The following is a 24,436-nucleotide window of genomic DNA, read 5'->3' as shown; positions in this document are numbered from 1 at the left end:
TTGGGAGAGTGGACTTCGAGGAGGATGATGCGTTAGCGAAGCGCAACGAATTCTTTCGCTCCAATTAAAAGGCTATAGAATTGAGTCAATCTTATGATAATGAGCGATTGAAGCGATGAAAACGCTAGCAAAATGGTCTGTGGATGACTATCACCGCATGATCGAAGCGGGGATTTTGCGCGATCGCCGTGTGGAGTTGTTAGCGGGCGAAATTGTTGAAATGAGTCCAGAAACCCCGATTCATTACAATACGGCAAAGCGAGGCGCGAAATACCTGGAGGAGTTGCTAGTAGGCAAAGCCGATGTTCGTTTCAATGGCCCAATTACACTACCCGACTCCGAACCCGAACCGGATATGGCAATCGTTCGACTACCAGAATCTGCATACAACGATCGCCATCCTAAATCTGATGATATATTTTGGGTCGTAGAGGTGGCTAAGACCAGTCTGAAAAAAGATGTGGACTTCAAAGCCTCTATTTATGCTACTGCTGAAATTCAAGAGTATTGGGTTTTAGATTTATCAAACACGCGAATAATTGTGTTTCGAGAGCCTCACGATGGTCAGTACGTTACACAACAGGTTATTCGTGAAGGCGCGATCGCGCCGTTAGCATTTCCAGATATCCAAGTATCCGTCGAGAGACTTTTTGCTTGAATGCGATCGCTCCCTACTTTTTGCATCCTCACGCTTGCAGTTTATAAGCGATCGCATCTCGCGCTGCTTCGGCTTTGAGGGAGTGGAGTTTGAGGGGGATGATGCGATCGCAATCCCTTCTCGACACAGCACTTCTTCGCTCACTTAAATTTTGGTGGATGTTCCCCTACCTTCACCCACATCCGACGCACCCGAATCAACTGGGGACGATTCATCTTCAGGGTAGCAATCGTTGCTCGACCAATAGGCGTCAACCCTACTAACTCTGTCCCATCCTCACTCCACGTAAAATGCTCCTCCCACACTTGGCGATGGGGATGAAACAAAGGAACCGTCTGCTGGGTAGTGGGGTCTAGTGCTGTTTGCAGAGTGGCTTTGTAGCGATTACAGGTAGGACAGGAAAGGCAAAGATTCTCGAAAAGTGTCTCTCCACCAGCTGAGCGGGGAAGAATGTGTTCAAACTCAAAAATTGCAACCGTTAGAGCTTCAGCCGTGCGGCAATAGGCACAGCAATCTCTAAACTGGACGCGAATTTGTCGCTGTAGCTCAACAGGAATATATGCACTCACGCCACCGTTGCCAATCTTTCTAGGCAGTGCAGAGTATATCTGGCTCTGGTTTTGAGGATTGTCAGTTGATCGACTTGTGCTATCAAACGGTCTAGATTCGCAATTTCGTCAGCACAGAGTTGAGATTTTGCATTCCGAACTAGCAAATCGTTCAATTGATTCTGTGCTGAGGCAGCTAGCATACTATCGGCTAACGCTTGCAGCTCATCTCGGCTTAAGCCAATTAAGCATTCCTCATCCAGAGCCAGTGGGTTTGCAAGTCGATTATATGCTTCCAAATCTAACAAGACGCCAACTCGCTCCCCCTGTTCGTTGGTAATATAACGCACTTGCTCAGACATGGGTTTTCTCTCTCTCGGTCTTTGGATTCATCGTAGCTTATAGTTGTTTTGCGATCGCATCTCGCGCTGCTTCGGCTTTGGGAGAGTGGAGTTTGAGGGGAAAAATGCGATCGCGCCGTTGGCATTTCCAGATATCCAGGTATCAGTTGAGAGACTTTTTGCTTGAGCCTTTTGTGTCAGTTGTATGATAATTCCGAATGCAGAGCGTGCTGTGCTTGATGTCCGTAAGTTACGTGATTACTGTCTCAATTCCACGCATGATGAGGGCAAACATAAGGCACGTTTGTTTGAGTCCATGCTGGGCATGACTGCTAGTGATGCAGAGGAGTTACGCAGGATTTTACTGGAAGTTATCAAAACACATGAGGTACAGCTAGGGCGAAGGGACGACTACGGGCAACGTTATACCCTTGACTTTGTGCTTGAATGGGGGAGAGAAGCGCTACTGTTCGTAGTGGTTGGATGCTCGAACATGGCTCAGACACTCCAAGATTGACAACGTGCTACCCGTTGTAAGAGTGGGAGACTTATATGACAGATACAATCAAGTTGTTAGATATAGTTGCTCTTACAGTCAATTTGCCTGAGTTTAATCTGTGGCGTGGGCAAGTGGGTACAGTTGTTGAAATCCTTGCCGATGGTAGAGCGTTTGAAGTTGAATTTAGCGATCGCACAGGACGCACTTACGAGTCTCTTGGTCTACGTCCAGAGCAAATTATGGTGCTACATTTTGAGCCAGTATCTGGTGATGTTGCAGCTTAACAAGATGCGATCGCTTCTCGTGCTGCTTCAGTTTTGGGGGAGTGGAGTTTGACGAGGATGACGCGATCGCTTTGGACAATCAGGTAATTTTCCGGGAAATAAGACATCTAAGGATGTTTAAAACAAGAAATTTGTGGTTTCAAGCAAGACGTTTCGCATCGCCAGTGAGAAGTTTCTGGTTTGAAATCAGCATTCCCTAGTGCTGTTTATGGATATCCGCCTACTTTTTTGGTTTCCAGACATGAGAGGTATTCACCTTTACGGTTTGTTCCTTTGAGTGAAAGACTATCCCAATGAGGGAGTTGCTGCCACTTCCACAATGCCTTTCTGCACAACCTTGCCTTGAATAGATAGCTGAATCTTGTAGACTCCAAGTGGAGCGTCCTGAGAAGCTTGCAAATACTCCCTCACAGGACTCGCTGTGAGTATCTTTTCTCCTTTAGAACCTTCCACCGAAAGTATGAGCGAATCATCGGTACAGGAGACTAAATTTAGTCTTACCAGCCCATCCGATTTTAAGTCAAAATCATTTTGCCATTGGTTGTTATTTTCTACATTAGCCGGACTGAGGTCGTTACACACCGAATAAGCAAAAAGCCCCGCTGCTTCCCTATTAACTATTTTCTTTCGGTACTTTTATTGTTGTTTTGAGCGGTTGGCTTCCCTCACGTCATAAGCTTCATCAGGTGCGATAGCAAGATTCGGCTTCCAGACAGTAGGGTTATCTACCTGTACGGTTTGCTCATTGGTATCAACGACAAACCTAATGTGACTTTTTGATTTCACTTCCAAAGAGCCTTTTTGCCAAACCCTACCTTGAGTCAAAAACTTTATCGTGTAGGTACCAGCTGGGATGATAGAGCCTATGCTTCCAATACTGGATTTTAGAGGAGGTCTGCTGGGGTCGAGAAAGAACTGTTCATTAACTTTACCTTTACCCTCAATAGCAACTGTGACCTGCTTAGTGTGTTTATTGGTGCAGGCGAAGAAATCGACAAAGCCCTCTCCGTCTCTTATTGAGTCAGCTTGCTCTCGCTGGGCATTTAAGTAAGCTGACTTACGATTAGCACACTCAGTCCGAAAGTTAGTCTCGTCAGTTCGGGTTTGCATATAGTTACGAACCAAGCCGCAAGCTCCAGTCGTTAAGCTGATAGTAACGAGTAGTGCGTTTGTGATAATAACTTTAGGTTTCATGTTCCTTTCTACCTCGATTTGCTACTGCACAGCTTTAGAGAAAGTCAATGATTTCTCGGTGTTGCTCGGTGTCTATGGTCATTGCCAGTAATTCCCCGTTCACCAACTCATAGCGGGTATCAGTTCCATCTGAGTTGATCAGATACTCTTCAAAGGTTAGTCTCTTGGCCGTTACAGTCATGATCGCCTCCCTTCCCGCATCTAATTCGGTAAGCAGTAACCCAACTTTAACAAAGCATTGCGAAACTTGGTTTCAGATGCCATTGGCACAATCAAAGAGCGATCGCTAATCCAGCCATACATTGCAACAGATGGCACAGGCGAGAATCAGTGGAATTGAGAGAACTATCAATCCTGTTGCTACCTGTGCTAAAAACTGTTGAAGGCATTTATCGCAAAGGACAGATTGAACTGGTTGAACTGCCACAGGATGTGAGCGATCGCACCCAAGTTCTGATCACCTTTCTCGATCCTGGCAAAATCGATCCCACCAAAGTGCGTCAATTGATCGATCGGTTAGAAACCATTGCAGGTATTCAGCAAGGCTTCGTAGATAACCTAAACGATCTAGGAGATGAAGTTTAAATAGGTTGTCGGTGAGAACGTAGGGAAAGAGGTTATCCGCCAGGCGACGCTTCCTTTAACCATCAATCTGATTCGACTCCGGTAGGAATTCAGGATTCATGACTTGCTCTGGAGTGTAGGGACATTCTTCGGGAAAAACCTGTTCGCCCAACTGAGTTTCTCGAATCGCCAAAGCTAAGCCTAGTTCATAAGCAGCGAGGAAAACCTCTTCTAGATAAGGTTTCAAACTAGGGCTATCCTGCAAAAGCAACCTGATCTGAACACGTTGCTCTCGAATTGTACCCAACCAACTATTGCTGCGTTTGTCAGGTTGAAATTGCCATTTTAGGAGGTGTCCTAGCAATACTCCCAATCGATTCCTCAGTTCTTGCCGCTCTTTCCTGCCCAAAGCTTCAATTTCCTCAATCAGGTTGCCCTTGTCTAATTGATTCCACTCCTGAGTTTTGAGTAGGCTAACCTGCTCTTGAGTCCAGGCATAAAAATCTGTTTCATAGAGGTGAGATGTGTGCATTTTTATCAATGGTTGTAAACTTCTATTAGACTAGCGATCGCTCTCATATTCACGCATCAGCATTCTGAAGTCCAGGGACTTTTCGATAGATGGAAGCAATATCGCAGCGAATATCTACACTTGCGAAGTAAACTTCATCTCCTTGGCGGTAGATTTGAGAAACCCAATCGCCTGAATCGGAAAGGCGAAAACACTCGACGCTCATCTGAGATTGATTAATTAACATATATTCTCGTAACGATGGCGACGTTTGATAGTCAGCAAATTTTTCCCCTCTGTCAAAAGCTGCTGTTGAGGGAAATAGCACTTCAACGACCAAAATGGGATAGAGGATGAAGTCATCTGTAGAGTTTGTATCCCGTTCATCGCAAGTTACAGCAATATCGGGATAGTAATAGCAGTCTGCTGACTCAAGCCTGACTTTAATATCCGAGGAGAGAACAAGGCAGGGACTATTATAGAGGTGATTGCCCAATATTGTTACTAGGTTACTAGCAATAATGATATGAGGCTTCTTTGCCGCTACCATTGCATAAACTTGTCCTCGCCTATACTCATGTTTGATAGGGCTGACTCGCTCTCCTTCGAGGTAATCTTCTCTTGAGATGTAGAAGTTTTTGCTAATAGTCATTAGGTAGTTTTTCTGAATGAATCGCTATTTTAATAAGCTGTAAACCAGATTGTGTATCGCATTGCGAAATTTGGTTTCGGATTCAGGCGGGATGAGAAAAGAGCGATCGCTAATCCAGCCATACATTGCAACAGATGGCACAGGCGAGAATCAGTAGAATTGAGAGAACTATCAATCCTGTTGCTACCTGTGCTATCTGTTGAAGGCATTTATCACAAAAGACAGATTGAACTGGTTGAACTGCCGCCGGATGCGATCGCTTGCATGGTTGCAGTGCGGGGATAGTGAGTTTTATCGCTGACAGCAATCCCGGCATTCGTCAAAGGCTGTTTGCTCGTCTCGATAGTATGGCATCCTACACTATCCCCAACTTGATAGCCTATGGTTATCAAAAGAGTCGCAAGCCGCACTCTACAGTCTAATAAAGAGCAACCTAGCTGGAATGGAACAAACGCCGTCGCATTGCCTGCAAATAAGCAAAAACGGGGAATTGATAATATTCAACAACCACACTGACCACAAAAGCCAGATGAGACAAAAAGGTTAACCCCATCCAGAAAAGGGGAACCCAAGACAAGGAACTTCCTGGTATAGGCGGGAAAATATACGCAGATAGAGCAATCAACGATGTCGGCAATATTACTAATGCGATCGCTGCTAACCCAACACCCCAACCTAACTCAGCATCATTGCGCGTAGCGTTTTGCCAACCCCGACCATTCCATCGCCAACTCAGAGGTTGGGAACTATCTGCCATTTTCAACGATTGTTGGCGCGAGTCAACTGTGAAAATGTGGCGACAAAAGTTACAAGCCACCGCCTCCATCAAAGGCATCTCTGAAATTTGACCCTGCCGACATACTGGACAGCTATAAACGCCGCCAGACTTGAAATCGTTCGCTAAATCTTTTGAATTCGACATAAACTTAACAACTAGCGGACGTATTCGGCACTGGTAGAAGTGCCTCTCAAGCGCTCTGTCACACAGTATAACTATCTCAGAAGGCAGACAACAAAAATTGGGATATTGCCAGAGATAGGTGAAAAGTCGGCTGCGAGTTATTCCTCCGGTTTGAGGAAGTTTCCACCCTTAGAACGAGAGCTAAAAATTTGATTAAAGTTATTCTAATAAAAGAAGAAACACGGCACTGGATGGACGTTATACCGCAGTGATCCATAATCAAACATCGAAGGAGAGCGACCGTCAGATGTAAGAACAGTGCTAATAACTAACAGGCAGAGATGTTGTGGAGTTTTTGTCGCTTCCTCCACTTTGTTACTATCGATGAGAGGTGCAATCCTCTATCAGAGCGGTCTTAGATAGTAACCGTCAGATGCCATATAATAAACTTTGTTTAAAAGTGCAGGTAGGAATCATCAACCGATTCCTACCTGCACTTTGGAATTTGTACGCTTAAAAATTCATTTCGTAGGTAGGCATTACCCACAAAATACAGTCTAAGTTTTACCTTAAGTAAGGCAACACTATAGCGTTTCTCAGTTGGGTGGAGTATATCGCCATTGAGACCTTCGGGCGACCTTGGTAGGGACATGGCAATGCCGTGTCCCTACAGATGTATCGCACCCAACCCTTGAATTGCTATAGATAATCAACAGCCTACTAAAGTAGATTTAAACTTGCTTAGTCCATACCAAGTTTTTTCGCCTACGATTCCATCCGCTACTAGGCCGCTGCGTCTTTGAAAAGATTTTACACCCGCTTCGGTAACTGGCCCGAATATACCGTTAGCTTCTTGCTGAAAGTTTCCTGTTAGCGCCAGGGCATTTTGTAGCGTGACAACTGCTTTCCCCTGCATTCCTCTTTTCAGAACTGGCATATTAACTGGTGCGCCAGTGTAAAGAGATTGCCAGGTTAATTGACCGACGATACCATCTTCTTTGAGAAAAACCCAATTTTGGAAAACAATTACAGCATACTCTACTTCTTCATTAAAAATACCATCAATGGCTCCATAGTAAGCGTTGCGAGCTGTTAGAAGTTTTTGTAATTCTGTGACTGCTGTCCCTTTGCTGCCTAATCTAAGTATGGGCTTATTGAGTTGAGCGGTGGCGGTTGATTGATTAGATTGTGTAGCTGGCATAGTTGGTTGTCCTTGAAATTTGTTTTCTACAATTCCAAAGTAATCTTTGCGATCGCTCTCCCGCTTCGCACAACCAGGTCATATGATGGAGTATTTCAATATACCTCTAGCAGCTCACCCATTAGCAGGAAGTATAAAAATGGGGTGGGTTGTATAGCCACACCCCACAAAAAATACATTTGTCAACTCTTGACAAATGTCCACTCCAACAACTTAATCGGTGCAGTCTGAAGCGCTTCTGTGAGTTCCTCGCTTTTGTCAAATTTCACTTGGCTGAGGTAGGAAGCTTCCACATTGACAGTAAATTCTTCTTTCTCAAAAGGCCAAGGTTTCACGGTGACATTGCCATCGCTAAGCTTTATCACGTCGTAGCGCTTGCCATCTGGGCCTTTGCTGATTTCCAAAGCACGCACACCATCTGGTAAATCGCGGGTGCAGAGGATCAGCGAGAGGCGATCGCACCATTGAAAAAACGCATAAGCTTTTTCGGCTTCCTCTTTTGTAATCTTCAACTCCTTGCGCCATTTCTTTTGGTTTTCTAGTTGTTCGTCCAGAAAACTGTCCAATTCGGGTGATTCTCCGCGTTTGCCTTCATTCAGAAAGCTGACGTGCATAGAAATCAGCATTGCCACCCACCGTCCCCGGTATCGGGAATTCTTCGTCAGTTCTCTCAGCTTTGGAAGAGAAGTTTTCTTATCAACGGTAAAGTCTAAGGGTGCGCCCGCTTCGGTGATGTTCTCACCTTCCCATTCGCGTTCTAGATCGTCGTGATGGGAAATCGCCGCCACTGTCTCTATCAAGCGTTCTGGGCGATCTTTTCTATGCCAGTTTCCCGCTATTTCAGCAGCCAGTAAAGCATGGGCGCGATGGTAAATTACTTCCCAACCTGTCTCTGTAAGGTTAGCAATCACGAAAATCTATCTCCGGTTAATAATTGCAGATATATATTTTCGTGGAATGGGCATTTTGCCTGCCACTACCAAAGGATACAGTAAGCTTAGGTTGGGTTGATGGAAACCTTCCCCAAGCATCTGACGCATTTGTTGACTATAGCAATCCTATTTAAGTTCTGAACGAGTATTCGCCCTGTAGGGACACGGCACTGTCGTGTCTCTACAGGGTTTCAAGAATCATTTAGGATTGCTATATTCTTAAATTTATCTTGCCGCTAGCTGTCTTCTACCTCAAGTAGACCCACTGTGACAGCCCAAAAAGCAAAAGCCAAAACTATTGGCATTGGCGACTTTAAGAAATAACTTAAAATAACAGCTATTATTGTTGCGATCGCTGCCCCGATAGACCACCATTTTTCCTCTCCGCTCAATCCTTTTTTAGCTTTGATCGAGCGCATGACTTTCGGAGGAATTGGCTCAGGCATCACGGCTCCGGGAGGGAAAGCCCAGTAGTTGTAAGCCTCAAACACTACATCTGTCCAGCCGTTCTCTTCACACCATTCGTAAATCCATTCATCGCAATAATGCTTCATCTGATGACTTCCTCCCCCGTAAGATATAAAAATTGTTTAAAAAGAGTATCTTAACCCAAAAAGACTTTTTGCCTGACCAGCCAATTGTTAAAACATATTAAAAGTTTTTGTCGGCATTGACCGTCACTCAAACAAGGTATCTTTACTTGAAGAGGCTAACAAAACCCAGCTTCTTACAACAAAAAAAGATACTAAATTTTACTTGTGAGCTTTCCAATGTACCACACCCAACCACCTGAAGCAGCGTCAGTCCAGCAAAAGCCAGCTTACGCGATCGCTTTTCGCGCTAACACGAGAATTGGTAGCAGGTGACAAGATGCAGATTATTAACAAACTCATTGAAGTAGAAACCGACACGGGAATTGGGATTTATAACATTACGCCTCAAATCGAGAAAATTCTTCATCTAACCTCAGTTAGAAATGGTCAAGTTCTAGTCTTTTCTCGCCACACGACGACAGCTTTAGCTATCAACGAAAATGAAGAAAGATTGCTGGAAGATGTCAAAATCCACTTGGAAAAGTTAGCGCCTGCTTCCGGAAGCTACCTACATAACGATCTACATTTACGAGATGTGCCTGATGATGAACCCATCAATGCTCACTCTCACCTGATGGCAATGATGCTCAGTACCAGTGAGGTGATTCCTATCGTAGATGGTAAATTGGCTCTGGGAACTTGGCAATCCATCTTATTTTTTGAGTTGGATGGTTCCCGCAAAAGGAGTGTATCTGTACAAATCTGCGGGGAATAAACCGTTATTGAAAACCAGTAATATAGGTTGGGCTGAGGAACCTCACGCAACATTAACATGGGTTTCATGGGTAACGCTTAGTCGCTCTACCCATCCTACAAATAATTAGATCCATCTATTGATCTAAAATTAAGAGCATTCAAAATTAAAAATGGTATTAGGGTGGCGAATCTTTATCGGGCTTTGCTTGTGCATCTACCTAATCTTAGGTAATTCAGCACCAGCTTTTGCTTCTATCCACACATATCCAGAATCTCCCACACAAGTAATGTACCGCTCCAAACAAAGTTTGCGGGATGTTAAAGACCAAGCATGGCAAGTTGTACTGTTTAAGCGACTCAAGATGGGTGCGGTGGACTGCGTGCATCTACGCTTAGTAGGATTTCCTGGGATTGCTGAACTGGCGCACCCCAAGCCGTTAACAATTACGGCTGGGACTGGGGAAGCTTGGACGGCTGCTGATGTGTTAAATGAATCATTGTTGCCTCCCAATGTGGGAGAATATGACCTCTTAGAAGTGATGACCGATTTGGACTCTAACACCCCTCTGCGGTTGAATTTACCGCTCAAAGGTGGGCGTTCGGTAGACTTGCTCGTTCCTCCTTTTGGGGTACGGGAGTGGCGGTTATTAATGGATACAGAAGTAGAGTAGCTGTAGGGTGAATGGCGTTGATTTAAGCCTTGAACTAAAGCCTTGAACTAAAGTTCAGGCTAAAAGCTAAAACCCGTTGAAACGGGTTGAAAGGCTTACCGAGTAAGCTTTAGCTTACTTTAGCTTTGAGCCGCACCTAACCAGAACCATTAGCGCAGCATTCAAACCGAGTAAGCTTTAGCTTACTTTAGCTTTGAGCCGGAAATTTATTTCCAGGCTCCTTGCGTCAGTTCCATTGAGCTTTAGGGTGTGCTTCGCCGCAAGCAAAGCGAAATATACGCCCACAGGCTCAACCCTCGATGCTCCGCAAACTAAGCCTTGACTTTAGTTGTCAGGCGTTTTTACTAAAAGTTGGAGCAAAAAAGCTCATAATGTATTATATGTAACCAAAACCCTACAACATTGGCTTCTCTGCTGAATGACAATAAGTAATAGTAGGCTAAGCCTGTTTTTGTCAAAAACAGCGGAGATGAGTTTATGTACATTTATCGCACCTATCTGTTCACCCAGAAGGCGCTACGCTATGGTATTCAGGCTCAAGTAGATAGTTTATCTGTCGAACTTGAACCCCTGCGGAGTGATGAAGCGCAGGCACGTTTTGAGCGTGTGTACCCTTACTTGAAGCGCAGAGGGGAAAACAATTTACGCATAGTTGCCAGAATCCGACAGGTACAAGACTACCAAGTGCTATGCTTACTAGACATTTTTCTACGCGGCTCTAAGGAATATAAAAAATTCCTGCGAAACCCAGAGGAATACGGCGCTAGGCATCTGGATTCTCGATTGGATGAGGAAGAACTAACTAATTGGCTTTCCCAGAAGGAACTCAGTGCGATCGCTACCTCTGGATCGCCTTCATTGCTTCCAGAGAATTTGCTTCCCTGGTTGGAACCTCCCAGCTGGGAGATGGAAAACGACAGGAACTTTTGGACAATTATCTACGAAAGCGAGGAATGGATCGTCCGTTTCAAAAATCCTGAGATTAGAGAATACGAGGAAAATTTTTATCATCTTATCTCGGAAATTGAGGGAAATATCATTAATGCCGAAGGATTTCCTCAATGGCGAGGCGTATATTTGTACGGGAAAAATGATTTTTATGTGCTATTCAGCAAAATAGAAACTGCTGATACCCCACCTAGACAAGTATTATTTCTCTTGGCTATTTTCAGCCGCAGACCATCCATAGAAGAAATAGCGCAAATAGGGAAATCCACAAACTTATTTTCCGGTTCTAAAAATGTTTTATCTAGTCAATTAACGCTAGATGAACTCACTCCGTTTGCGCGGCGCTCTTACCCAAGCTACTTACTTACAGATAAACAAAGTTGGCTTACCATTCAGCAAGGAGCAGAGGTAAATTTAGCTCTTTCAGCAGAAGAGGAGGCAATTCTAAACTCTGTTTCAACTTCAGCAGCACAGAAGAATTGGTTGCCCCTTTTCCTAAACGGACGTGCAGGTAGCGGAAAATCTACCATGTTGCTGTACCTGTTTGCTGATTATTGTTATCGAAAATATTACCACGAACGGGGAATAGAACTGCCAGGAAATCCCCTGTTTCTTACTTACAATAAGCGCTTACTAGAAGTTGCTAAAGAATTTGTGCGCTGTTTGCACGCATTCCATCACCGATTTTTGTCACACAGAATGGCAGGTGGCGATTTACCTGATGTGAGTGCTTTCTTTCAACAGTTTGGGACATTTCTTTTAAATTTACTGCCAAAAGAGGAGCGGGAACAGCCTTTTGGGAATACGCTGCGCGATCGCTTCGATTCTCAAAAGTACATTTCCTTCCATCGTTTTCGACAGCTTTACAGAGATTTAAAGCTACCACAAGCACAGATTTATTCCCCAGAACTTTGCTGGCACGCCATCAGAACCTTCATCAAAGGTCATAGCCTCAGATTTATGGCCCCAGAAGACTATCAGGAAGAAGTACCTGTTCAAGAACGCACCATTCCAGTTGCTCAGTTTCAAGAAATTTACAAAACTATCTGGTTGCGTTGGTATAAGAGATTAACTACAGAGGAAGGCTACTGGGACGATCAAGATTTGATCAGAAAAGTTCTGGAACTCAAGTGTTACCGTCCTGAATATACTGCCATTTTCTGCGACGAAGCTCAAGATTTCACTAAACTAGAGCTTCAGTTAATTATGCGCCTGTCTGTCTTCTCCCAATATGATTTGGGATACCAAACTCCGTGTTTACCTTTTGCCTTTGCTGGAGATCCTTTTCAAACTTTAAACCCGACAGGATTTCGTTGGGAAAGCGTCCAAGCAGCTTTTTACAACGAAGTAATTACAGCACTCGACCCGGCGCATAGATTAAATCTGCGAATGAATTTTCCAGAGTTGAAATCTAATTATCGCTCTTGCGCTCGTGTCGTACAAGTTATTAACCTGATTCAGTTGTGTCGTCAGGTTCTATTTAAAATTCCGCAACTTCAACCGCAAACGGCATGGAAAAAAGACCATTTTCCAGAACCACAAAAATTTATTATTGGTCGAAATATTACAAAAAAAGAACTCAAACGTTACCTAAGAGACACAATTATTATTGTGCCTTGTGAAGAAGGTGGCGAGCTTTCCTATGCTCAAAATGATGAAGTGCTTTCGCAGATTTTGGCAGAGGGAATGGAATCAGAACCGCTGAAAAATGTATTGAGTGCCAGCGCCGTTAAAGGACTGGAATTTAAACGAGTAATTCTCTACAAGTTTGGTGAGGAATGTTACCGAGATGTTTGGAAGTTAGCCAGCAGCCCGGAAGATGCTAAAAAGCTGCCATCGGAACGTTTGTATGAGTTTGAATTTTTCTTTAATAAGCTCTACGTGGCGGCTTCTAGAGCAAAAGAGCTGCTGTTTATAGTCGATTCTCAAGTAGGAGATCAGCGACTTTGGAGGTTTATAGAAAACAATTTAGAAGCGCTTTTACAGCATTCGCAAATACCAGCTTGGCGAGAAAATGTTCAACCTGTGAGCATGGGAACTCGTGAAAGCGCACGGAATCTGGAGGAAGATGACTGGCGTTCTATTGCATTGGAGTTTGAGACAAGGGGGATAAATTCCGAAGATCCAGATTTTATGCGACGTGCCAGACAATGTTATAGCGATCGCGGCGAAACTAGGAAAGCAGAAATATGTGAAGCTAGGGCGCTAAAATTTGAACAGAGATTTGCCGAAGCTGGTCAAACTTTTCTCACTCTTGGGATGGCAAACGAGGCTTGGGAATGCTTTTTAGAGGGGATGTGCTGGAAACAGTTGGTGCAGCAATTTGACAAACCCCCGAAGGGTAAAGAATTGGAGCGTAAAATTGCCCTTTTTATGCAAAGACAGCCGAGTCTTGATACTCTAAAAAGCTTCACCGAAGTTCTTCAAAGCTGCATAAAAAATAAGCTGTTAGACGAGAGTACGCGCAACAGTCGCCACTGGAGAACAGCGATAGAAGAGTATGCTAAGGGAATTGGAAGTTTAGTCAGTGGAGCTAACTTGCACCGACTCCAATGGCAACGGTTTGGCGAAGTTCTGGAAGCTTTGGGAGAAGACTCGCAAGAAATGCTCTATCGTGCTGGAACTTGCTTTTATCGCGCTAAGAATTATGAAGGTGCAGTGCAATGTTGGGAAGGCTGCTATGCTGTCCGCCAGCGTAAATATTATTTGGCGAAAGCAGAGGTGTTGGGTTTCCCGGCTGGGTTGGAATTTTTAGCAAGAGCCGGAGAACGCGATCGCATACTTAAAGAATGGCACAAAGTTGGCAGGCCTCACACTCATTTCTGGCTCAAATATGTTGCTCAATGATAGAAAGCGCGAGGGTGCATTTCAGTAAAATACCTGGCGATTGGAAATCGCGGCTACGCCAACCCCCCTTACCCCCCTTCAAGAAGAAGGGGGGCAGAAGTTGCTTCGCTTCTATTCAACAAAGTCCGCCTGCGCGGACTCAATTGGGACTGGGTTGGTAGGCTTTGTTCGTGGAGCATCCAGACTTCCCGCCTGTGAGCGTGCTACCGCAATTACGAATTAAGATTGCGTAATACTAATGTGTCGAGGTTGTGATTTAACTCTTTCTATCCAACCATTGATAGCCGGAAATCTTGTCAAATCAAATCCCCCTTCATCAGCTACATGAGTATAAGCAAACAACCCAATATCAGCAATAGTGTAACGTTCTCCTACAAAAAAAGTATGATTCGTTAAATGTCTTTCCATTACATCCAACGCTGCATAACCAGGTTCCCGTTTTTGATTTAGCGCATCCCGATATTCCTCTGCCTTCCCAAGAATAGAAATCCAAAATCTAGAGGTAGCGATAAAAGGCTCGTGGCTATACTGTTCAAAAAATAACCATTGCAGGACTTTTGCTCTTTCAAAAGTGTCCTTTGGTAAAAAATTAGTACCTTCACTCAGATAAAACAGAATAGCGTTAGATTCCGCAATAAATTGACCCGATTCCGTTTCTAAAACTGGAATTCGCCCATTGGTATTTTTGCTTAAAAATTCAGGAGTCCGAGTTTCGCCTTTGAGGATATTCAGTTCTATGCTTTCAAAGGAAATTTCTAGTTGTGTCAATAAAAGACGAATTTTGTAACAATTACCAGAGGAGAAAAATTGATACAATTTGAGCATAATTATACCTAAATTGCTTTAAGGCTAATTTTACGGGGGCGATCGCGTTCGTTTTGCTTGTCAGTGGCATTATTTCCAGAGACGAGGCGCGATCGCAGCTAGCAGCAACAAAAATACAATTTCCAGTAGATAACTTATAAAAACGCTGCGATTGAGCAAACCATCCCACAGATAACCGTGACGTTTTGGGGTAGGGGTGCGCTTAAAGGCACGCGCCCAGCCGCCAAAAATCGCAGGGCTGCGGAGATGATAATCGTTGCTCAGGATACTTTCAATCTCGGTGACGCGAGGATAAAAGCCGCGTTGAAAGTGTTTCCATTGACTTTCAAGTATCCAAAAAAACAGGGGAATAGAGCAACCAATAATCGCGATCACGCCTGATTTTTGCTGTAGCATCAAACTTATAACAGCCCCAGTACCAGTAATGCCAAGAGCTTTAATCACCCAGATTTGCTTGTTATAGTCTTCGATAGTGTTTTGCAGAAAAAAGTATTCCTGTTTGAGTAGTTCTAGCTCTAATGTATTTGGTGGCTGGGGTTGAGAGTCTGCGGGTCGTGGGTTAGACATTGGGCAGGTCAGAGGATACTGAGATTAAGATAAATCAGGGCATTACGCCACGGGTAGCTGACACTAGGACTTTTCAATTTTGCCCTATGTTTGCCAAGAGTTTAAACCTGCGAATTGATTAAAGACGAAACGGGGCGATCGCTACCTCCTCAACCAAGCTATATTTTCACTCACCATGATCGACTGGAACCCATACCTAGAAGCTCTCTGCAATCACTACGCCCAATGGTGGAAAGTCTACACGCTGACGGATGTAGTCGGACGCCAGCGTGTTGAGGAGAAATCACCGCTATTGCTTGATTTTATGGTGGAGACGGTGCAGCCTGCCAAGGGAGAACCGGGCGAAACAAAGCAGGAAACTGAGCGTTTGGGGGTGCTGGAAGGGTTGCGGAAGTATGCCGCAGATCATGTGTTGTTGGTGGGGCGTCCCGGTTCGGGGAAATCGACGGCACTGGCGCGGTTGTTGTTGGAAGAAGCGCAAGCCAGCCTAGAAATTAATTTTCCGGCTGATAGCGAAAGTCGTCTAAAGACGATTCAATCCGCTGCAATTAGTCCGTTTCAACGGACTTCAGCTATGAGCCAGGGAATTGATTCCCTGGCGGATTCACGCATCCCTGTATTGGTAGAATTGCGCTACTACCAAACCTCCGTCCTAGACTTAATTCGGGACTTCTTGAAACAGCATGGATTGTTTCTCAACACTTCCGGGATTGAAAGGCTGCTGTTCGAGAAGCGATTTTTGCTGCTGGTGGATGGCATTAATGAATTGCCCTGGGAAGCTACTAGGCGGGATTTGAAGGCTTTTCGCCAGACGAATGCTGCCACGCCGATGATTTTCACGACGCGGGATTTGGGGGTGGGGGGCGACTTGGACATTGCCAAGAAGCTGGAAATGCAACCCCTGAGTGAAGCGCAGATGCAGCAGTTTGTCTGCGCCTATCTGCCCCAGCAGGGAGAGCAGATGTTGAGGCAGTTGGGTAGTCGGTTGCGAGAGTTGGGAGAAACACCTCTGCTGTTGTGGATGCTGTGTTCCCTATTTAAGGCGAGAGGGAAGGTGCCGCCGAATCTGGCTTTGGTGTTTCGCCAGTTTGCCCAGAGTTATTATGACAAGCTGAAACAGGATGTCCCAATCACTGATGAGTCGCGGCGCTGGTGTCAGTTAATCTTGCAGCATCTTGCTTGGAGAATGACTCAGGGGCGGGAGGCAACGGAATTACAAGTTGCGATTTCCCGACAAGAGGCAGAGGAGACGTTGACAGCATATCTGGGGAATGAGGGGTTTGCTCAACCCCGTAACCGGGCTATTGAATGGCTAGGAGATTCACTCAAGTATCACCTGCTGCAACTGGGAGTAAATAATCAAATAGAATTTCGCCATCAATTAATTCAGGAACATTGCACGGCAGAAAGCCTGCTGAAGCTGTTACCGAGGCTTAGTGATGACGAATTGAAACGGGAGTATCTGAATTATCTCAAATGGACAGAACCCCTGGCACTGATGCTGGAGTTGGTGGAGGATGAGGCGCAAGCGCTGCGAGTGGTGAAGTTAGCTTTAGAGGTGGATTTGAGGTTGGGGGCGAGGTTGGCAGGAGCGGTAAAACCAGAATGGCACGAGCAAACAGTGGCTTTAGTGGCTGGATTAGAACTTCCTCAACAACTCAAAACTCAGCTTTTAGACATAACAAACTCTGAAAGTGTAATTCCTGGTTTACTCCCAGCTTCAAAAGATCAAGACTCTCCTGTGGATAGGAGTGCTGCCTCTGCTATAGGAGAAATCGGCTCTGAGGAGGCAGTGGAGGAATTATTGCCAGCTTTGAAGGATGAAGACTCTTCTGTTCGTAAAAGTGCGGTATCTGCACTAAGTAAAATTGCTAACTCTGAAGTGCTACCTTATCTCTCTGAGCTTCTACTAACAACTGGAGAAAGCAATTTGCTCGATACAATTGCTGCAATACAATACCGTTGCAAGTACTACAACCATATTCTTGCTGCTTCTCCTCCACATAAAGAGGAGAATAATGCCAATTCTTTGATGGATTCTCTAAACAGACTTAATCAAAGTATCAGAACTATGGCAGAAGCTCCTAAATATGATTTAAGGGGAGCCACTATAGAGTCTTTAGTTGTTAATGATGTGGAGCAATTCAACCAGGATTCCAATACTATGTCAGAAGCTTCTAAATATAATTTAGAGGGGGCTGTTATAGAGAGTATAGTTCTTAACAAAACGGAACAAGTAAACGATTTAGTAAAAGTTCCGGCTCTACGCCAATCTTTACGAGATGCAGATGCTGAAGTTCGTAGGGAAGCTGCTGAAGCTTTAGGGGCTTTAGGGGAAATTGGGAATGAAGCTGCAATTTCTACTTTGCTACAGGTTTTGCAAGATAGCAACGCTATGGTTCGTGCCAGTGCAGCTAAGGCATTAGGTAAAATTGGCAGTGAAGACGCAATTTCTGCTCTACTTATAGCTCTGCAAGATAGCAGTGCTATGGTTCGTGCTAGTGCGACTGAGGCATTAGGCAAAGTTGGCAGTGAAGACGCAATTTCTGCTCTACTTACAGCTCTGCAAGATCAAGATGCTATGGTTCGTGCTAGTGCGACTGAGGCATTAGGCAAAGTTGGCAGTGAAGACGCAATTTCTGCTCTACTTACAGCTCTGCAAGATCAAGATGCTAAAGTTAGGGTTACTGCGACTGAGGCATTAGGTAAAGTTGGCAGTGAAGACGCAATTTCTGCTCTACTTACAGCTCTGCAAGATCAAGACCCTAAAGTTAGGGTTAGTGCTGCTGAAGGGTTGACAAGACTTGGTATCTCCGAACGAAACATAGCTGAGTCTGCGGCAGAAATTAATGAATTACTCAAACAACTGGCTCAGGCTGAACCAACTATGACAGAAGCTAAAAATTCTATTGCTATAACTGAATTGTTAAAGCGAATAAAGTCTAATCCAACTCTGAAAGAGAGACTACGCAAGGCTTTAAATACAGGAGGTATTGAAGCATTGACAGCAATATTCAATCACCCAAATATCAATATCCCTCTTGAAGCTATTAAGAGCTTGATTCAGGCTGAGTAAATAAAATACTTGTTGTGAATATATTTGACCCTTCTATACAACAACAAGTAATTGATGAAATGATCCGGACTCTTGAGACGGATCTAGACTCTAGCAATCGTTCTAGAGCAGCTGCTTTGCTAGGAGTGTACAAAGCTGAAAACAGCGTTTATCATTTATGCAAAGCTCTACAAGAAGATCCAGAATCTGATGTTCGTTCTCAAGCAGCTTCTGCATTAGGAGAAATTGGAAGTAAAGAAGTTATTCAACCTTTATGTCAAGCTTTAAAAGATAAAGATCCTACAGTTTGTTGTAGTGCTGCTTCTGCTTTAGGTAAGATTGGCAGCAATGAGGCAGTTCCAGAGCTTCACAAATTTTTAGAGGCTCAAAATATAATAATTCCTAGTATCGTCAGAGCTTTAGAGAACATCGGTAGCTCTCAATCGATTCCTCGTCTTGTTCAATACCAAAATCAAATCAAGAGTATCAATCACCTTATACTCGCGGCAATCACTAAGATCAAAATACGTCGTGAGTCCTCCTACAACCCTACCTCTACTCAACTAGATATCCCGGCAATAAAATCTAACTCTATCCGCACGATGCACATTCTCCACCTCAGTGACCTCCACTTCGGCACCCTCGACCAAGCCAACCTCTGGTCTAACCAACTCGCAGCAGACTTATACCACGACCTCAACATCCCTCACCTAGACGCCCTCATCCTCTCCGGCGACATCGCCAACTTCTGCACAGAGGAAGAATACAAAGCCGCCGAACAATTTCTCCACAACTTCTGCCAAGACTTCCCCCTAAACCCCGACCAAATTATCCTCGTTCCCGGCAACCACGACATTGATTGGAAAACTACTAGCTGGGAAAAAGCAGATGACGTAGCCTACACAATGAAACTTCGTAGGCAATGTAAGCCACATGAACTTCAGGAAGGTTATTACATCGAAGAGAGTCAAAACGCTGTCTGGATTAGAGACGACGAAAAATACAAACAGCGCTTTGCCCACTTTAGCTCTTTCTATAAAACCATTACACAAAAACCCTATCCCCTCGAATACCACCAGCAAGCCACCCTAGACCACCTAAAAGAGCAAAACCTGCTAATTTTGGGGCTAAACTCCGCTTGGCAACTCGACCACCATTACACAACCCGCGCCAGCATCAACACGAATGCCCTCAGCAACGCCCTCGCCCAAATTCGCCGCAACCCAGACTACAAAAATTGCCTAAAAATCGCCGTTTGGCACCATCCCCTCGATAGTGCTTACTCAGACCGCATCACCGACCAAGGATTCCTAGAACAGCTAGCCATCAATGGTTTCCGCCTCTTCCTGCACGGACACATCCACAAAGCCGAAACCAGCCTCTTCCGCTACGACATGAGTACCAACGGGCGAAAATTAGACCGGATTTGTGCCGGAACCTTTGGCGCACCCACCAAAGAACTAAATACAGGTATCCCCTGGCAATACAACCTGCTGAAATTTGAAGACAACCAACTCACCGTCTACACCCGCTGCCGCGAAGAACTCAATGGTGCCTGGAAACCGGATGCACGCTGGGGTCAGGGTGCAGGGCAAGAGCCGTTGTCTTATTATGCGATCGCATTGTGACCTCACATCCCCTTCAGCGTACCTTCAAAAGAGAAGAGGACAAAAATGCGATCGCATTCCTTCATCAAAAATGCGATCGCATTCCTTTATCAAAAACGCGATCGCATTCCTTCATCAAAAACGCGATCGCATTCCTTAATCTAAAATGCGATCGCACTCCTTGATCAAAAATGCGATCGCACTCCTATCTTCCTAAGACCTATCTCGTGAGATTCTTCCTAGCACGTTCGGCACGCGCTTCGGCTGATTCCATCACCTCAGTCATATTTTCCATCATTTCGCCGGGGTGATTTTCTAACACTCTGGTAGACAAAGAAACCCGACCTTTTCCTTCATCCAGGTCAATAATTATTGCCTTAATTAACTGCCCGACTTGAAACACTTTTTCAAGAGATTCTACAAAAGTTTGGCTTACCTGTTTGATGTGCAGTAAACCTGTTACACCCTCTAAATCAACAAAGACACCAAAAGGCTTGATGCCAGTAATTTTGCCTTCAATTAGTTGTCCTACTTCAAGTAGGTTAAAGCTAGCAGAACGAGTGGCTTCCCGTTGAGAAAGTACAAGTTTATTGGTGTCGGGAGAAATTTCTAAAAAGCTGGCAGTCAGTTTTTCACCAATTAAGGCATCTAGATTATCACGGTCAATCAGGTGCGATCGCGGAATAAATCCCCGCAACCCCTGCACATCTACCGTGACACCCCCTTTATTCACGCCGCTGACTCGTACTTGCACTGTTTTGCCGCCTTCGAGCATTTCCGCAAGGTTATCCCACGCTTGCTTGATTTCCATCTGCCGCACCGAAAGCGTCATTTGACCATCAGCATCTTGCTCTCGGATAATCAGAAAATCTCTTTCTTCTTGCAACGGCAACACTACAGATAAGTCTGTTACCCGTCTCAATGAAGCCTCTTCCAAGGGGACAAAAGCTAGAGACTTGCCGCCAATATCAACATACGCGCCATTGCTTTCGTGGTTTTCCACTCTGCCGCGCACTACCTGTCCTCTTTGAAACTGGTAGTCGTGTTGTTCGAGGGCTTTGGCAAAATCATCCATTGAAAAAGACGGTTTTGCATCTTGAGAAGGGGTCGATTTGGAATTCATGACCGATAAAGTGTGAAGTGTAAAAGTATGAACAATCGAGTAAAGGTTTTTTAACTCGATTGTTCCGATTTCAGTTGTTGCTCAAATAGCTGCTGCACCTGCTTCCAGGCATCTGCTGCTGTGGCGTTATTGTAACTGGCGCGATGGTCGCAGAAAAAGCCGTGATCTGCTCCATCGTAACGGAAGACGCGATGCGGAATTTTGTGTTTCTCTAGTTCTGCTTCAATTTGGTCTACCTGTTCGGCAGGGATGCTGGCATCTTCCATGCCAAAAAAGGCATAAATTGTGCCAAAAATGTCTTTTGTCCGCCTGACGGTAGGATCTCCGCCGCCGGGAGTGCGAGTGGTAATGCCAGCACCGTAGAAGGAAGCAGTGGCTTTGATATCGGGTAGGGTGGCGGCGAGATAGGCTACGTGTCCGCCAAAGCAGAAGCCGATGCAGCCAAAGGCTGGTTTCACGTTGCTCCTAGTTTTGAGGTAGTTAATTGTTGCCTGGATGTCGCCTAGTAGCTGCGGTGCGGTAGTTTGCATCGCGTACTCTCTACCGATTTCAATGTCTTGGGGAGTGTAACCTGTTTCAAAATCCGGGGCAAGGCGTTGGAAAAGAGCGATCGCGATCGCTACATACCCCTCTTTCGCTATCCTTTCTGTCACCTCCCGGATGTGGACATTTACCCCAAAGATTTCTTGCAGCACCACGACTCCGGGAAAAGTCCCTTCCACTGGCATCGCCAGGTAAGCCGCAATTTCTACATCTCCATTGTGAATCTTGACCGTATCTGTCCGAATCTCTCTGTCTGCCATCAGAATTTCTTCCTTTATTCTGCCATTTTTCTAGCAGATGGTGCTAATATCTTATCTACCAGTACATTGCCCATTATTTTTAGCTTTTTAAGCACTTTAAATATTTTTAAACTTTTTTCTAAACTTATAGATATTCTTAGAATAACTTTATCTTATTAATTATTTGATGAAAAATTTAAAATAGATTAAAACTTAATATTTTTTTAATTATTATGAGAGATAGATGAGATTCTCTTGTTGAAGACACGAGCTTTTCGTGAATAATTTATAGTTGTAGTTTGTAATAAATAGTTAGGTAAAAGTAAGAAAAGTGTGATGGAATGAGTTCGCCATTGGTAGACTCAAAAGAAAGATTTTTTCCCAGCTACAACGAGCTATACTGACTCAGACAGCTACCCGGAGGGATAAGCAGGGTAGCAATTGTGCTATTACAGATATGCTCCCTCTAACCCCTTTATCGGAGTCTTTGGAGGCTCTGGAATGGTACAATTTCATATTCAACCAGACAGTGAAATACCAGCATCAAAACAGCTGTTTGACCAGATGCAGTTTGCGATCGCATCCCGGCAGTTTCCTCCCGGTCATCGGTTGCCCAGCACACGACAGCTAGCAATGCAGACGGGGTTGCACCGCAACACCATCAGCAAAGTATACCGACAGCTAGAAGAAACCGGACTCGTGGAATCTCAAGCTGGATCGGGCATTTATGTCCGCGCCCAAGGTCACGAAGGCGGGACAAACTTGCGATCGCCCATCCTCGCCCAATACCCCCAAGCCTACAAACTGGTGCAGCAAAGCCTTGACGAGTTGCTTAACCAGGGTTGTTCGCTCAACCAAGCTAGAGAACTGTTCCTCTCAGAAATTGACTGGCGCTTGCGTTCCGGTGCGCGGGTGCTGGTGACAGTTCCTTCACGAGACATGGGTGCTGGCGAGTTGATGGTTCAGGAACTGGAAAAATCTTTAGGGATACCAGTGCAACTGGTGCCGATGGAAGAACTTTCCCAAGCTCTGGATCAAACCCACTCCGGTACAGTAGTCACAAGTCGCTATTTTATCGGAGATGCGGAAGCGATCGCTGCCCCCCGGTCAGTGCGCGTTATCCCCGTTGATATCTACGACTACGCCCAAGAACTCCAACTGATTCAAAAACTCCCCAAAGACAGCTGTCTTGGTGTAGTTAGCCTCAGCTCCGGTATCTTGGGAGTCGTAGAAATTATTATCCACAGCCTGCGTGGAGATGATTTGCTGGTAATGACAGCTCAGGAAAAAGATGCCTACAAAATTAACGCCATCGTCCGCAGCGCCCAAATAGTTATGGCCGATCAGGCAAGTTTCGCTACAGTGAAAGCGGCAGTTGCAACTGCTAGGGAAGATATTATCCGCCCACCCCAGCTATTTTGCAGCGAAAACTACATCGGCACCAAGTCGATTAACTTGCTTAAACGCGAACTAGGTTTAGGTTAAGCGATTTTGAATTAATGATTCTTGGAGCGCCTAATCTAAAATTGACAAAAAACAACAGGAGAAAAAATGACAATTGACATGAAACCCTCCACAGGTTTAAAAGATGCCATTGAGCAGCGTCGTGGAGCCAGAGCTTTCCGACCCGACCCGATTCCAGAAGCCATTCTGGAAGAAATTTTGCGTTTAGGAGTACACGCTCCATCCGGCTACAATTTGCAGCCTTGGCGGTTTATTGTTGTCCGGGAGCAAGAAAATAAAGAAAAGCTGAAAGCGTGCGCCTTTAATCAGCGTCAGGTTGGCGAAGCGCCAGTAGTATTGATTTGTTGTGGCGATCGCCGCGTCGCCAAACTAGAAAACATCGAATCCGTCATCGAACTGGGTAGCAAAGCCGGGGCCATGACTGATGACTACGCAAATTATATGCGATCGCAAATTCCCGCCTTCTTTGAAAACCACCCCTCCTTTGGCAGCATCGAAACTTGGACAAACCGCCACACCATGTTAGCCGTAGCGCATATTCTCATTGTCGCCAAGAGCTTTGGTATTGATAGCTGTCCAATGGAAGGGTTTATGGCAGCTCAGGTAAAAGAAGCTTTCAACATCCCCGCAGAGGTGGATGTTTGCTGTCTAGTACCCTTGGGCTATGCCTCAGAACCTTTTAAAGGGTATGGTGGGCGCTTTGATATCGAGCAGGTTTACTACGGCGAAAGCTACGGCGAATCTCTGCATCTATCTTGAAAATAGCAATCACAAAGCGCCAGAACCGAAAAATTTTCCTCGTCTTTAGAAAATCTAAAATAAACTCCTTAGGTGATTGGCACAAGAGCAAATAAGCGCTATCATCTCAGCTCAAGTACAAACAGTAACTATACCTTTGCCTCAAAGGTCGCGCCAGAAAAGCTAGCTGCAACCAAGATTTTCTAGAACGGTAGAACAAATTACCTTTACCCGA

General features: G+C 44.9%; 28 protein-coding genes and 1 pseudogene. 14 read left to right on the top strand and 15 right to left on the bottom strand.

Annotated elements, in window-relative coordinates; translation table 11 throughout:
- The first annotated feature begins 115 nt into the window (after window positions 1–115).
- Window positions 116–658 (top strand): Uma2 family endonuclease, encoded by a 543-nt coding sequence (locus tag H6F74_RS18200; protein ID WP_190443611.1) that lies wholly within the window; start codon window positions 116–118, stop codon window positions 656–658.
- A 140-nt stretch (window positions 659–798) separates the two neighbouring features.
- On the opposite strand, the gene H6F74_RS18195 is transcribed toward H6F74_RS18200, so the two are convergent.
- Together H6F74_RS18195 and H6F74_RS18190 are read right to left on the bottom strand one after the other, a co-directional pair.
- On the bottom strand, window positions 799–1,227 hold the full coding sequence (locus tag H6F74_RS18195; protein ID WP_190443610.1) for an HNH endonuclease: 429 nt from the start codon (window positions 1,225–1,227) through the stop codon (window positions 799–801).
- Window positions 1,224–1,568 (bottom strand): hypothetical protein, encoded by a 345-nt coding sequence (locus tag H6F74_RS18190; protein WP_190443602.1) that lies wholly within the window; start codon window positions 1,566–1,568, stop codon window positions 1,224–1,226. The genes H6F74_RS18195 and H6F74_RS18190 overlap by 4 nt, the downstream gene beginning before the upstream one ends.
- A 184-nt stretch (window positions 1,569–1,752) precedes the next feature.
- Between H6F74_RS18190 and H6F74_RS18185 the strand changes: the two are divergent.
- Both H6F74_RS18185 and H6F74_RS18180 read left to right on the top strand, forming a co-directional pair.
- A pseudogene (locus H6F74_RS18185) lies at window positions 1,753–2,084 on the top strand (DUF6883 domain-containing protein).
- A 15-nt stretch (window positions 2,085–2,099) separates the two neighbouring features.
- Window positions 2,100–2,330, top strand: coding sequence for a DUF4926 domain-containing protein (locus tag H6F74_RS18180; protein WP_190443600.1), 231 nt, complete (start codon window positions 2,100–2,102; stop codon window positions 2,328–2,330).
- 285 nt (window positions 2,331–2,615) lie between these two features.
- Here H6F74_RS18180 and H6F74_RS18175 read toward each other — a convergent pair whose 3' ends face one another.
- Genes H6F74_RS18175 through H6F74_RS18165 form a run of 3 tightly spaced genes read right to left on the bottom strand, consistent with a single transcriptional unit; the run spans window position 2,616 to window position 3,705 of the window.
- Window positions 2,616–2,912, bottom strand: a complete 297-nt coding sequence (locus H6F74_RS18175) for a hypothetical protein (RefSeq protein ID WP_190443598.1) — start codon at window positions 2,910–2,912, stop codon at window positions 2,616–2,618.
- 54 nt (window positions 2,913–2,966) lie between these two features.
- A complete protein-coding gene (locus H6F74_RS18170; RefSeq protein WP_190443597.1) occupies window positions 2,967–3,524 on the bottom strand; it encodes a hypothetical protein in 558 nt (185 codons plus the stop codon).
- A 34-nt stretch (window positions 3,525–3,558) separates the two neighbouring features.
- Window positions 3,559–3,705 (bottom strand): hypothetical protein, encoded by a 147-nt coding sequence (locus H6F74_RS18165; RefSeq protein WP_190443595.1) that lies wholly within the window; start codon window positions 3,703–3,705, stop codon window positions 3,559–3,561.
- Between the two features lie 185 nt (window positions 3,706–3,890).
- Between H6F74_RS18165 and H6F74_RS18160 the strand changes: the two genes are divergently transcribed.
- Window positions 3,891–4,109 carry a hypothetical protein gene (locus tag H6F74_RS18160; protein WP_190443709.1) on the top strand — a complete coding sequence of 73 codons (219 nt, stop codon included), beginning with the start codon at window positions 3,891–3,893 and terminating at the stop codon, window positions 4,107–4,109.
- 55 nt (window positions 4,110–4,164) lie between these two features.
- On the opposite strand, the gene H6F74_RS18155 is transcribed toward H6F74_RS18160, so the two are convergent.
- The gene (locus H6F74_RS18155) at window positions 4,165–4,620 is read right to left on the bottom strand and encodes a DUF29 domain-containing protein (protein ID WP_190443593.1); all 456 of its coding nucleotides are present in this window, start codon (window positions 4,618–4,620) and stop codon (window positions 4,165–4,167) included.
- Window positions 4,621–4,669: 49 nt separating this feature from the next.
- Window positions 4,670–5,251, bottom strand: a complete 582-nt coding sequence (locus tag H6F74_RS18150) for a Uma2 family endonuclease (RefSeq protein WP_190443592.1) — start codon at window positions 5,249–5,251, stop codon at window positions 4,670–4,672.
- A 51-nt stretch (window positions 5,252–5,302) separates the two neighbouring features.
- Here H6F74_RS18150 and H6F74_RS18145 point away from each other — a divergent pair, with 51 nt between their 5' ends.
- Window positions 5,303–5,536, top strand: a complete 234-nt coding sequence (locus H6F74_RS18145; protein ID WP_190443590.1) for a hypothetical protein — start codon at window positions 5,303–5,305, stop codon at window positions 5,534–5,536.
- Window positions 5,536–5,673, top strand: a complete 138-nt coding sequence (locus H6F74_RS18140; RefSeq protein ID WP_190443588.1) for a hypothetical protein — start codon at window positions 5,536–5,538, stop codon at window positions 5,671–5,673. Before H6F74_RS18145 ends, H6F74_RS18140 begins: the two co-directional genes overlap by 1 nt.
- Window positions 5,674–5,684: 11 nt before the next feature.
- Here H6F74_RS18140 and H6F74_RS18135 read toward each other — a convergent pair whose 3' ends face one another.
- The 4 genes from H6F74_RS18135 to H6F74_RS18120 form a co-directional block, all read right to left on the bottom strand.
- A complete protein-coding gene (locus tag H6F74_RS18135; RefSeq protein WP_190443587.1) occupies window positions 5,685–6,173 on the bottom strand; it encodes a hypothetical protein in 489 nt (162 codons plus the stop codon).
- 688 nt (window positions 6,174–6,861) lie between these two features.
- Window positions 6,862–7,353, bottom strand: coding sequence for a peptidoglycan-binding protein (locus H6F74_RS18130; RefSeq protein WP_190443586.1), 492 nt, complete (start codon window positions 7,351–7,353; stop codon window positions 6,862–6,864).
- A 182-nt stretch (window positions 7,354–7,535) separates the two neighbouring features.
- Window positions 7,536–8,264: a DUF3891 family protein gene (locus H6F74_RS18125; protein WP_190443584.1), complete on the bottom strand. Its 729-nt coding sequence runs from the start codon at window positions 8,262–8,264 to the stop codon at window positions 7,536–7,538.
- Between the two features lie 257 nt (window positions 8,265–8,521).
- Entirely contained in the window at window positions 8,522–8,839 is a 318-nt protein-coding gene (locus tag H6F74_RS18120; RefSeq protein ID WP_190426468.1) for a hypothetical protein, read from the bottom strand.
- A gap of 316 nt (window positions 8,840–9,155) precedes the next feature.
- Here H6F74_RS18120 and H6F74_RS18115 point away from each other — a divergent pair, with 316 nt between their 5' ends.
- From H6F74_RS18115 to H6F74_RS18105, 3 genes are all read left to right on the top strand, one after another.
- Window positions 9,156–9,593, top strand: a complete 438-nt coding sequence (locus tag H6F74_RS18115; protein ID WP_190443582.1) for a secondary thiamine-phosphate synthase enzyme YjbQ — start codon at window positions 9,156–9,158, stop codon at window positions 9,591–9,593.
- Window positions 9,594–9,744: 151 nt separating this feature from the next.
- On the top strand, window positions 9,745–10,245 hold the full coding sequence (locus H6F74_RS18110; RefSeq protein WP_190443580.1) for a DUF3122 domain-containing protein: 501 nt from the start codon (window positions 9,745–9,747) through the stop codon (window positions 10,243–10,245).
- Between the two features lie 477 nt (window positions 10,246–10,722).
- Window positions 10,723–14,040 carry a hypothetical protein gene (locus H6F74_RS18105; protein ID WP_190443578.1) on the top strand — a complete coding sequence of 1,106 codons (3,318 nt, stop codon included), beginning with the start codon at window positions 10,723–10,725 and terminating at the stop codon, window positions 14,038–14,040.
- A 219-nt stretch (window positions 14,041–14,259) separates the two neighbouring features.
- On the opposite strand, the gene H6F74_RS18100 is transcribed toward H6F74_RS18105, so the two are convergent.
- Both H6F74_RS18100 and H6F74_RS18095 read right to left on the bottom strand, forming a co-directional pair.
- Window positions 14,260–14,865 (bottom strand): glutathione S-transferase family protein, encoded by a 606-nt coding sequence (locus tag H6F74_RS18100; RefSeq protein WP_190443576.1) that lies wholly within the window; start codon window positions 14,863–14,865, stop codon window positions 14,260–14,262.
- A 69-nt stretch (window positions 14,866–14,934) separates the two neighbouring features.
- A complete protein-coding gene (locus H6F74_RS18095; protein ID WP_190443574.1) occupies window positions 14,935–15,432 on the bottom strand; it encodes a hypothetical protein in 498 nt (165 codons plus the stop codon).
- 175 nt (window positions 15,433–15,607) lie between these two features.
- On the opposite strand from H6F74_RS18095, the gene H6F74_RS18090 reads away from it, so the two are divergent.
- Genes H6F74_RS18090 through H6F74_RS18080 form a run of 3 tightly spaced genes read left to right on the top strand, consistent with a single transcriptional unit; the run spans window position 15,608 to window position 20,279 of the window.
- Complete coding sequence (locus H6F74_RS18090; RefSeq protein ID WP_190443572.1) at window positions 15,608–18,508, top strand: HEAT repeat domain-containing protein; 2,901 nt, start codon at window positions 15,608–15,610, stop codon at window positions 18,506–18,508.
- Window positions 18,509–18,522: 14 nt separating this feature from the next.
- Entirely contained in the window at window positions 18,523–20,115 is a 1,593-nt protein-coding gene (locus H6F74_RS18085; protein WP_199301375.1) for a HEAT repeat domain-containing protein, read from the top strand.
- Window positions 20,112–20,279 carry a hypothetical protein gene (locus tag H6F74_RS18080; protein ID WP_190443570.1) on the top strand — a complete coding sequence of 56 codons (168 nt, stop codon included), beginning with the start codon at window positions 20,112–20,114 and terminating at the stop codon, window positions 20,277–20,279. Before H6F74_RS18085 ends, H6F74_RS18080 begins: the two co-directional genes overlap by 4 nt.
- 35 nt (window positions 20,280–20,314) lie before the next feature.
- Here H6F74_RS18080 and H6F74_RS18075 read toward each other — a convergent pair whose 3' ends face one another.
- Window positions 20,315–21,217: a S1 RNA-binding domain-containing protein gene (locus H6F74_RS18075; RefSeq protein WP_190443568.1), complete on the bottom strand. Its 903-nt coding sequence runs from the start codon at window positions 21,215–21,217 to the stop codon at window positions 20,315–20,317.
- Window positions 21,218–21,267: 50 nt separating this feature from the next.
- A complete protein-coding gene (locus H6F74_RS18070; RefSeq protein ID WP_190443567.1) occupies window positions 21,268–22,020 on the bottom strand; it encodes a dienelactone hydrolase family protein in 753 nt (250 codons plus the stop codon).
- 480 nt (window positions 22,021–22,500) lie between these two features.
- Between H6F74_RS18070 and H6F74_RS18065 the strand changes: the two genes are divergently transcribed.
- Window positions 22,501–23,484, top strand: a complete 984-nt coding sequence (locus H6F74_RS18065) for a GntR family transcriptional regulator (RefSeq protein ID WP_190426494.1) — start codon at window positions 22,501–22,503, stop codon at window positions 23,482–23,484.
- A 66-nt stretch (window positions 23,485–23,550) separates the two neighbouring features.
- Window positions 23,551–24,222 carry a nitroreductase family protein gene (locus H6F74_RS18060; RefSeq protein WP_190443565.1) on the top strand — a complete coding sequence of 224 codons (672 nt, stop codon included), beginning with the start codon at window positions 23,551–23,553 and terminating at the stop codon, window positions 24,220–24,222.
- Window positions 24,223–24,436: the final 214 nt, after the last annotated feature.

Source organism: Trichocoleus sp. FACHB-90, assembly GCF_014695505.1.
Classification (GTDB): Bacteria; Cyanobacteriota; Cyanobacteriia; order Cyanobacteriales; family FACHB-T130; genus Funiculus; species Funiculus sociatus.
The sequence above is the reverse complement of the archived record's forward strand: the minus strand, read 5'-3'. Positions and strand labels throughout refer to the sequence as shown.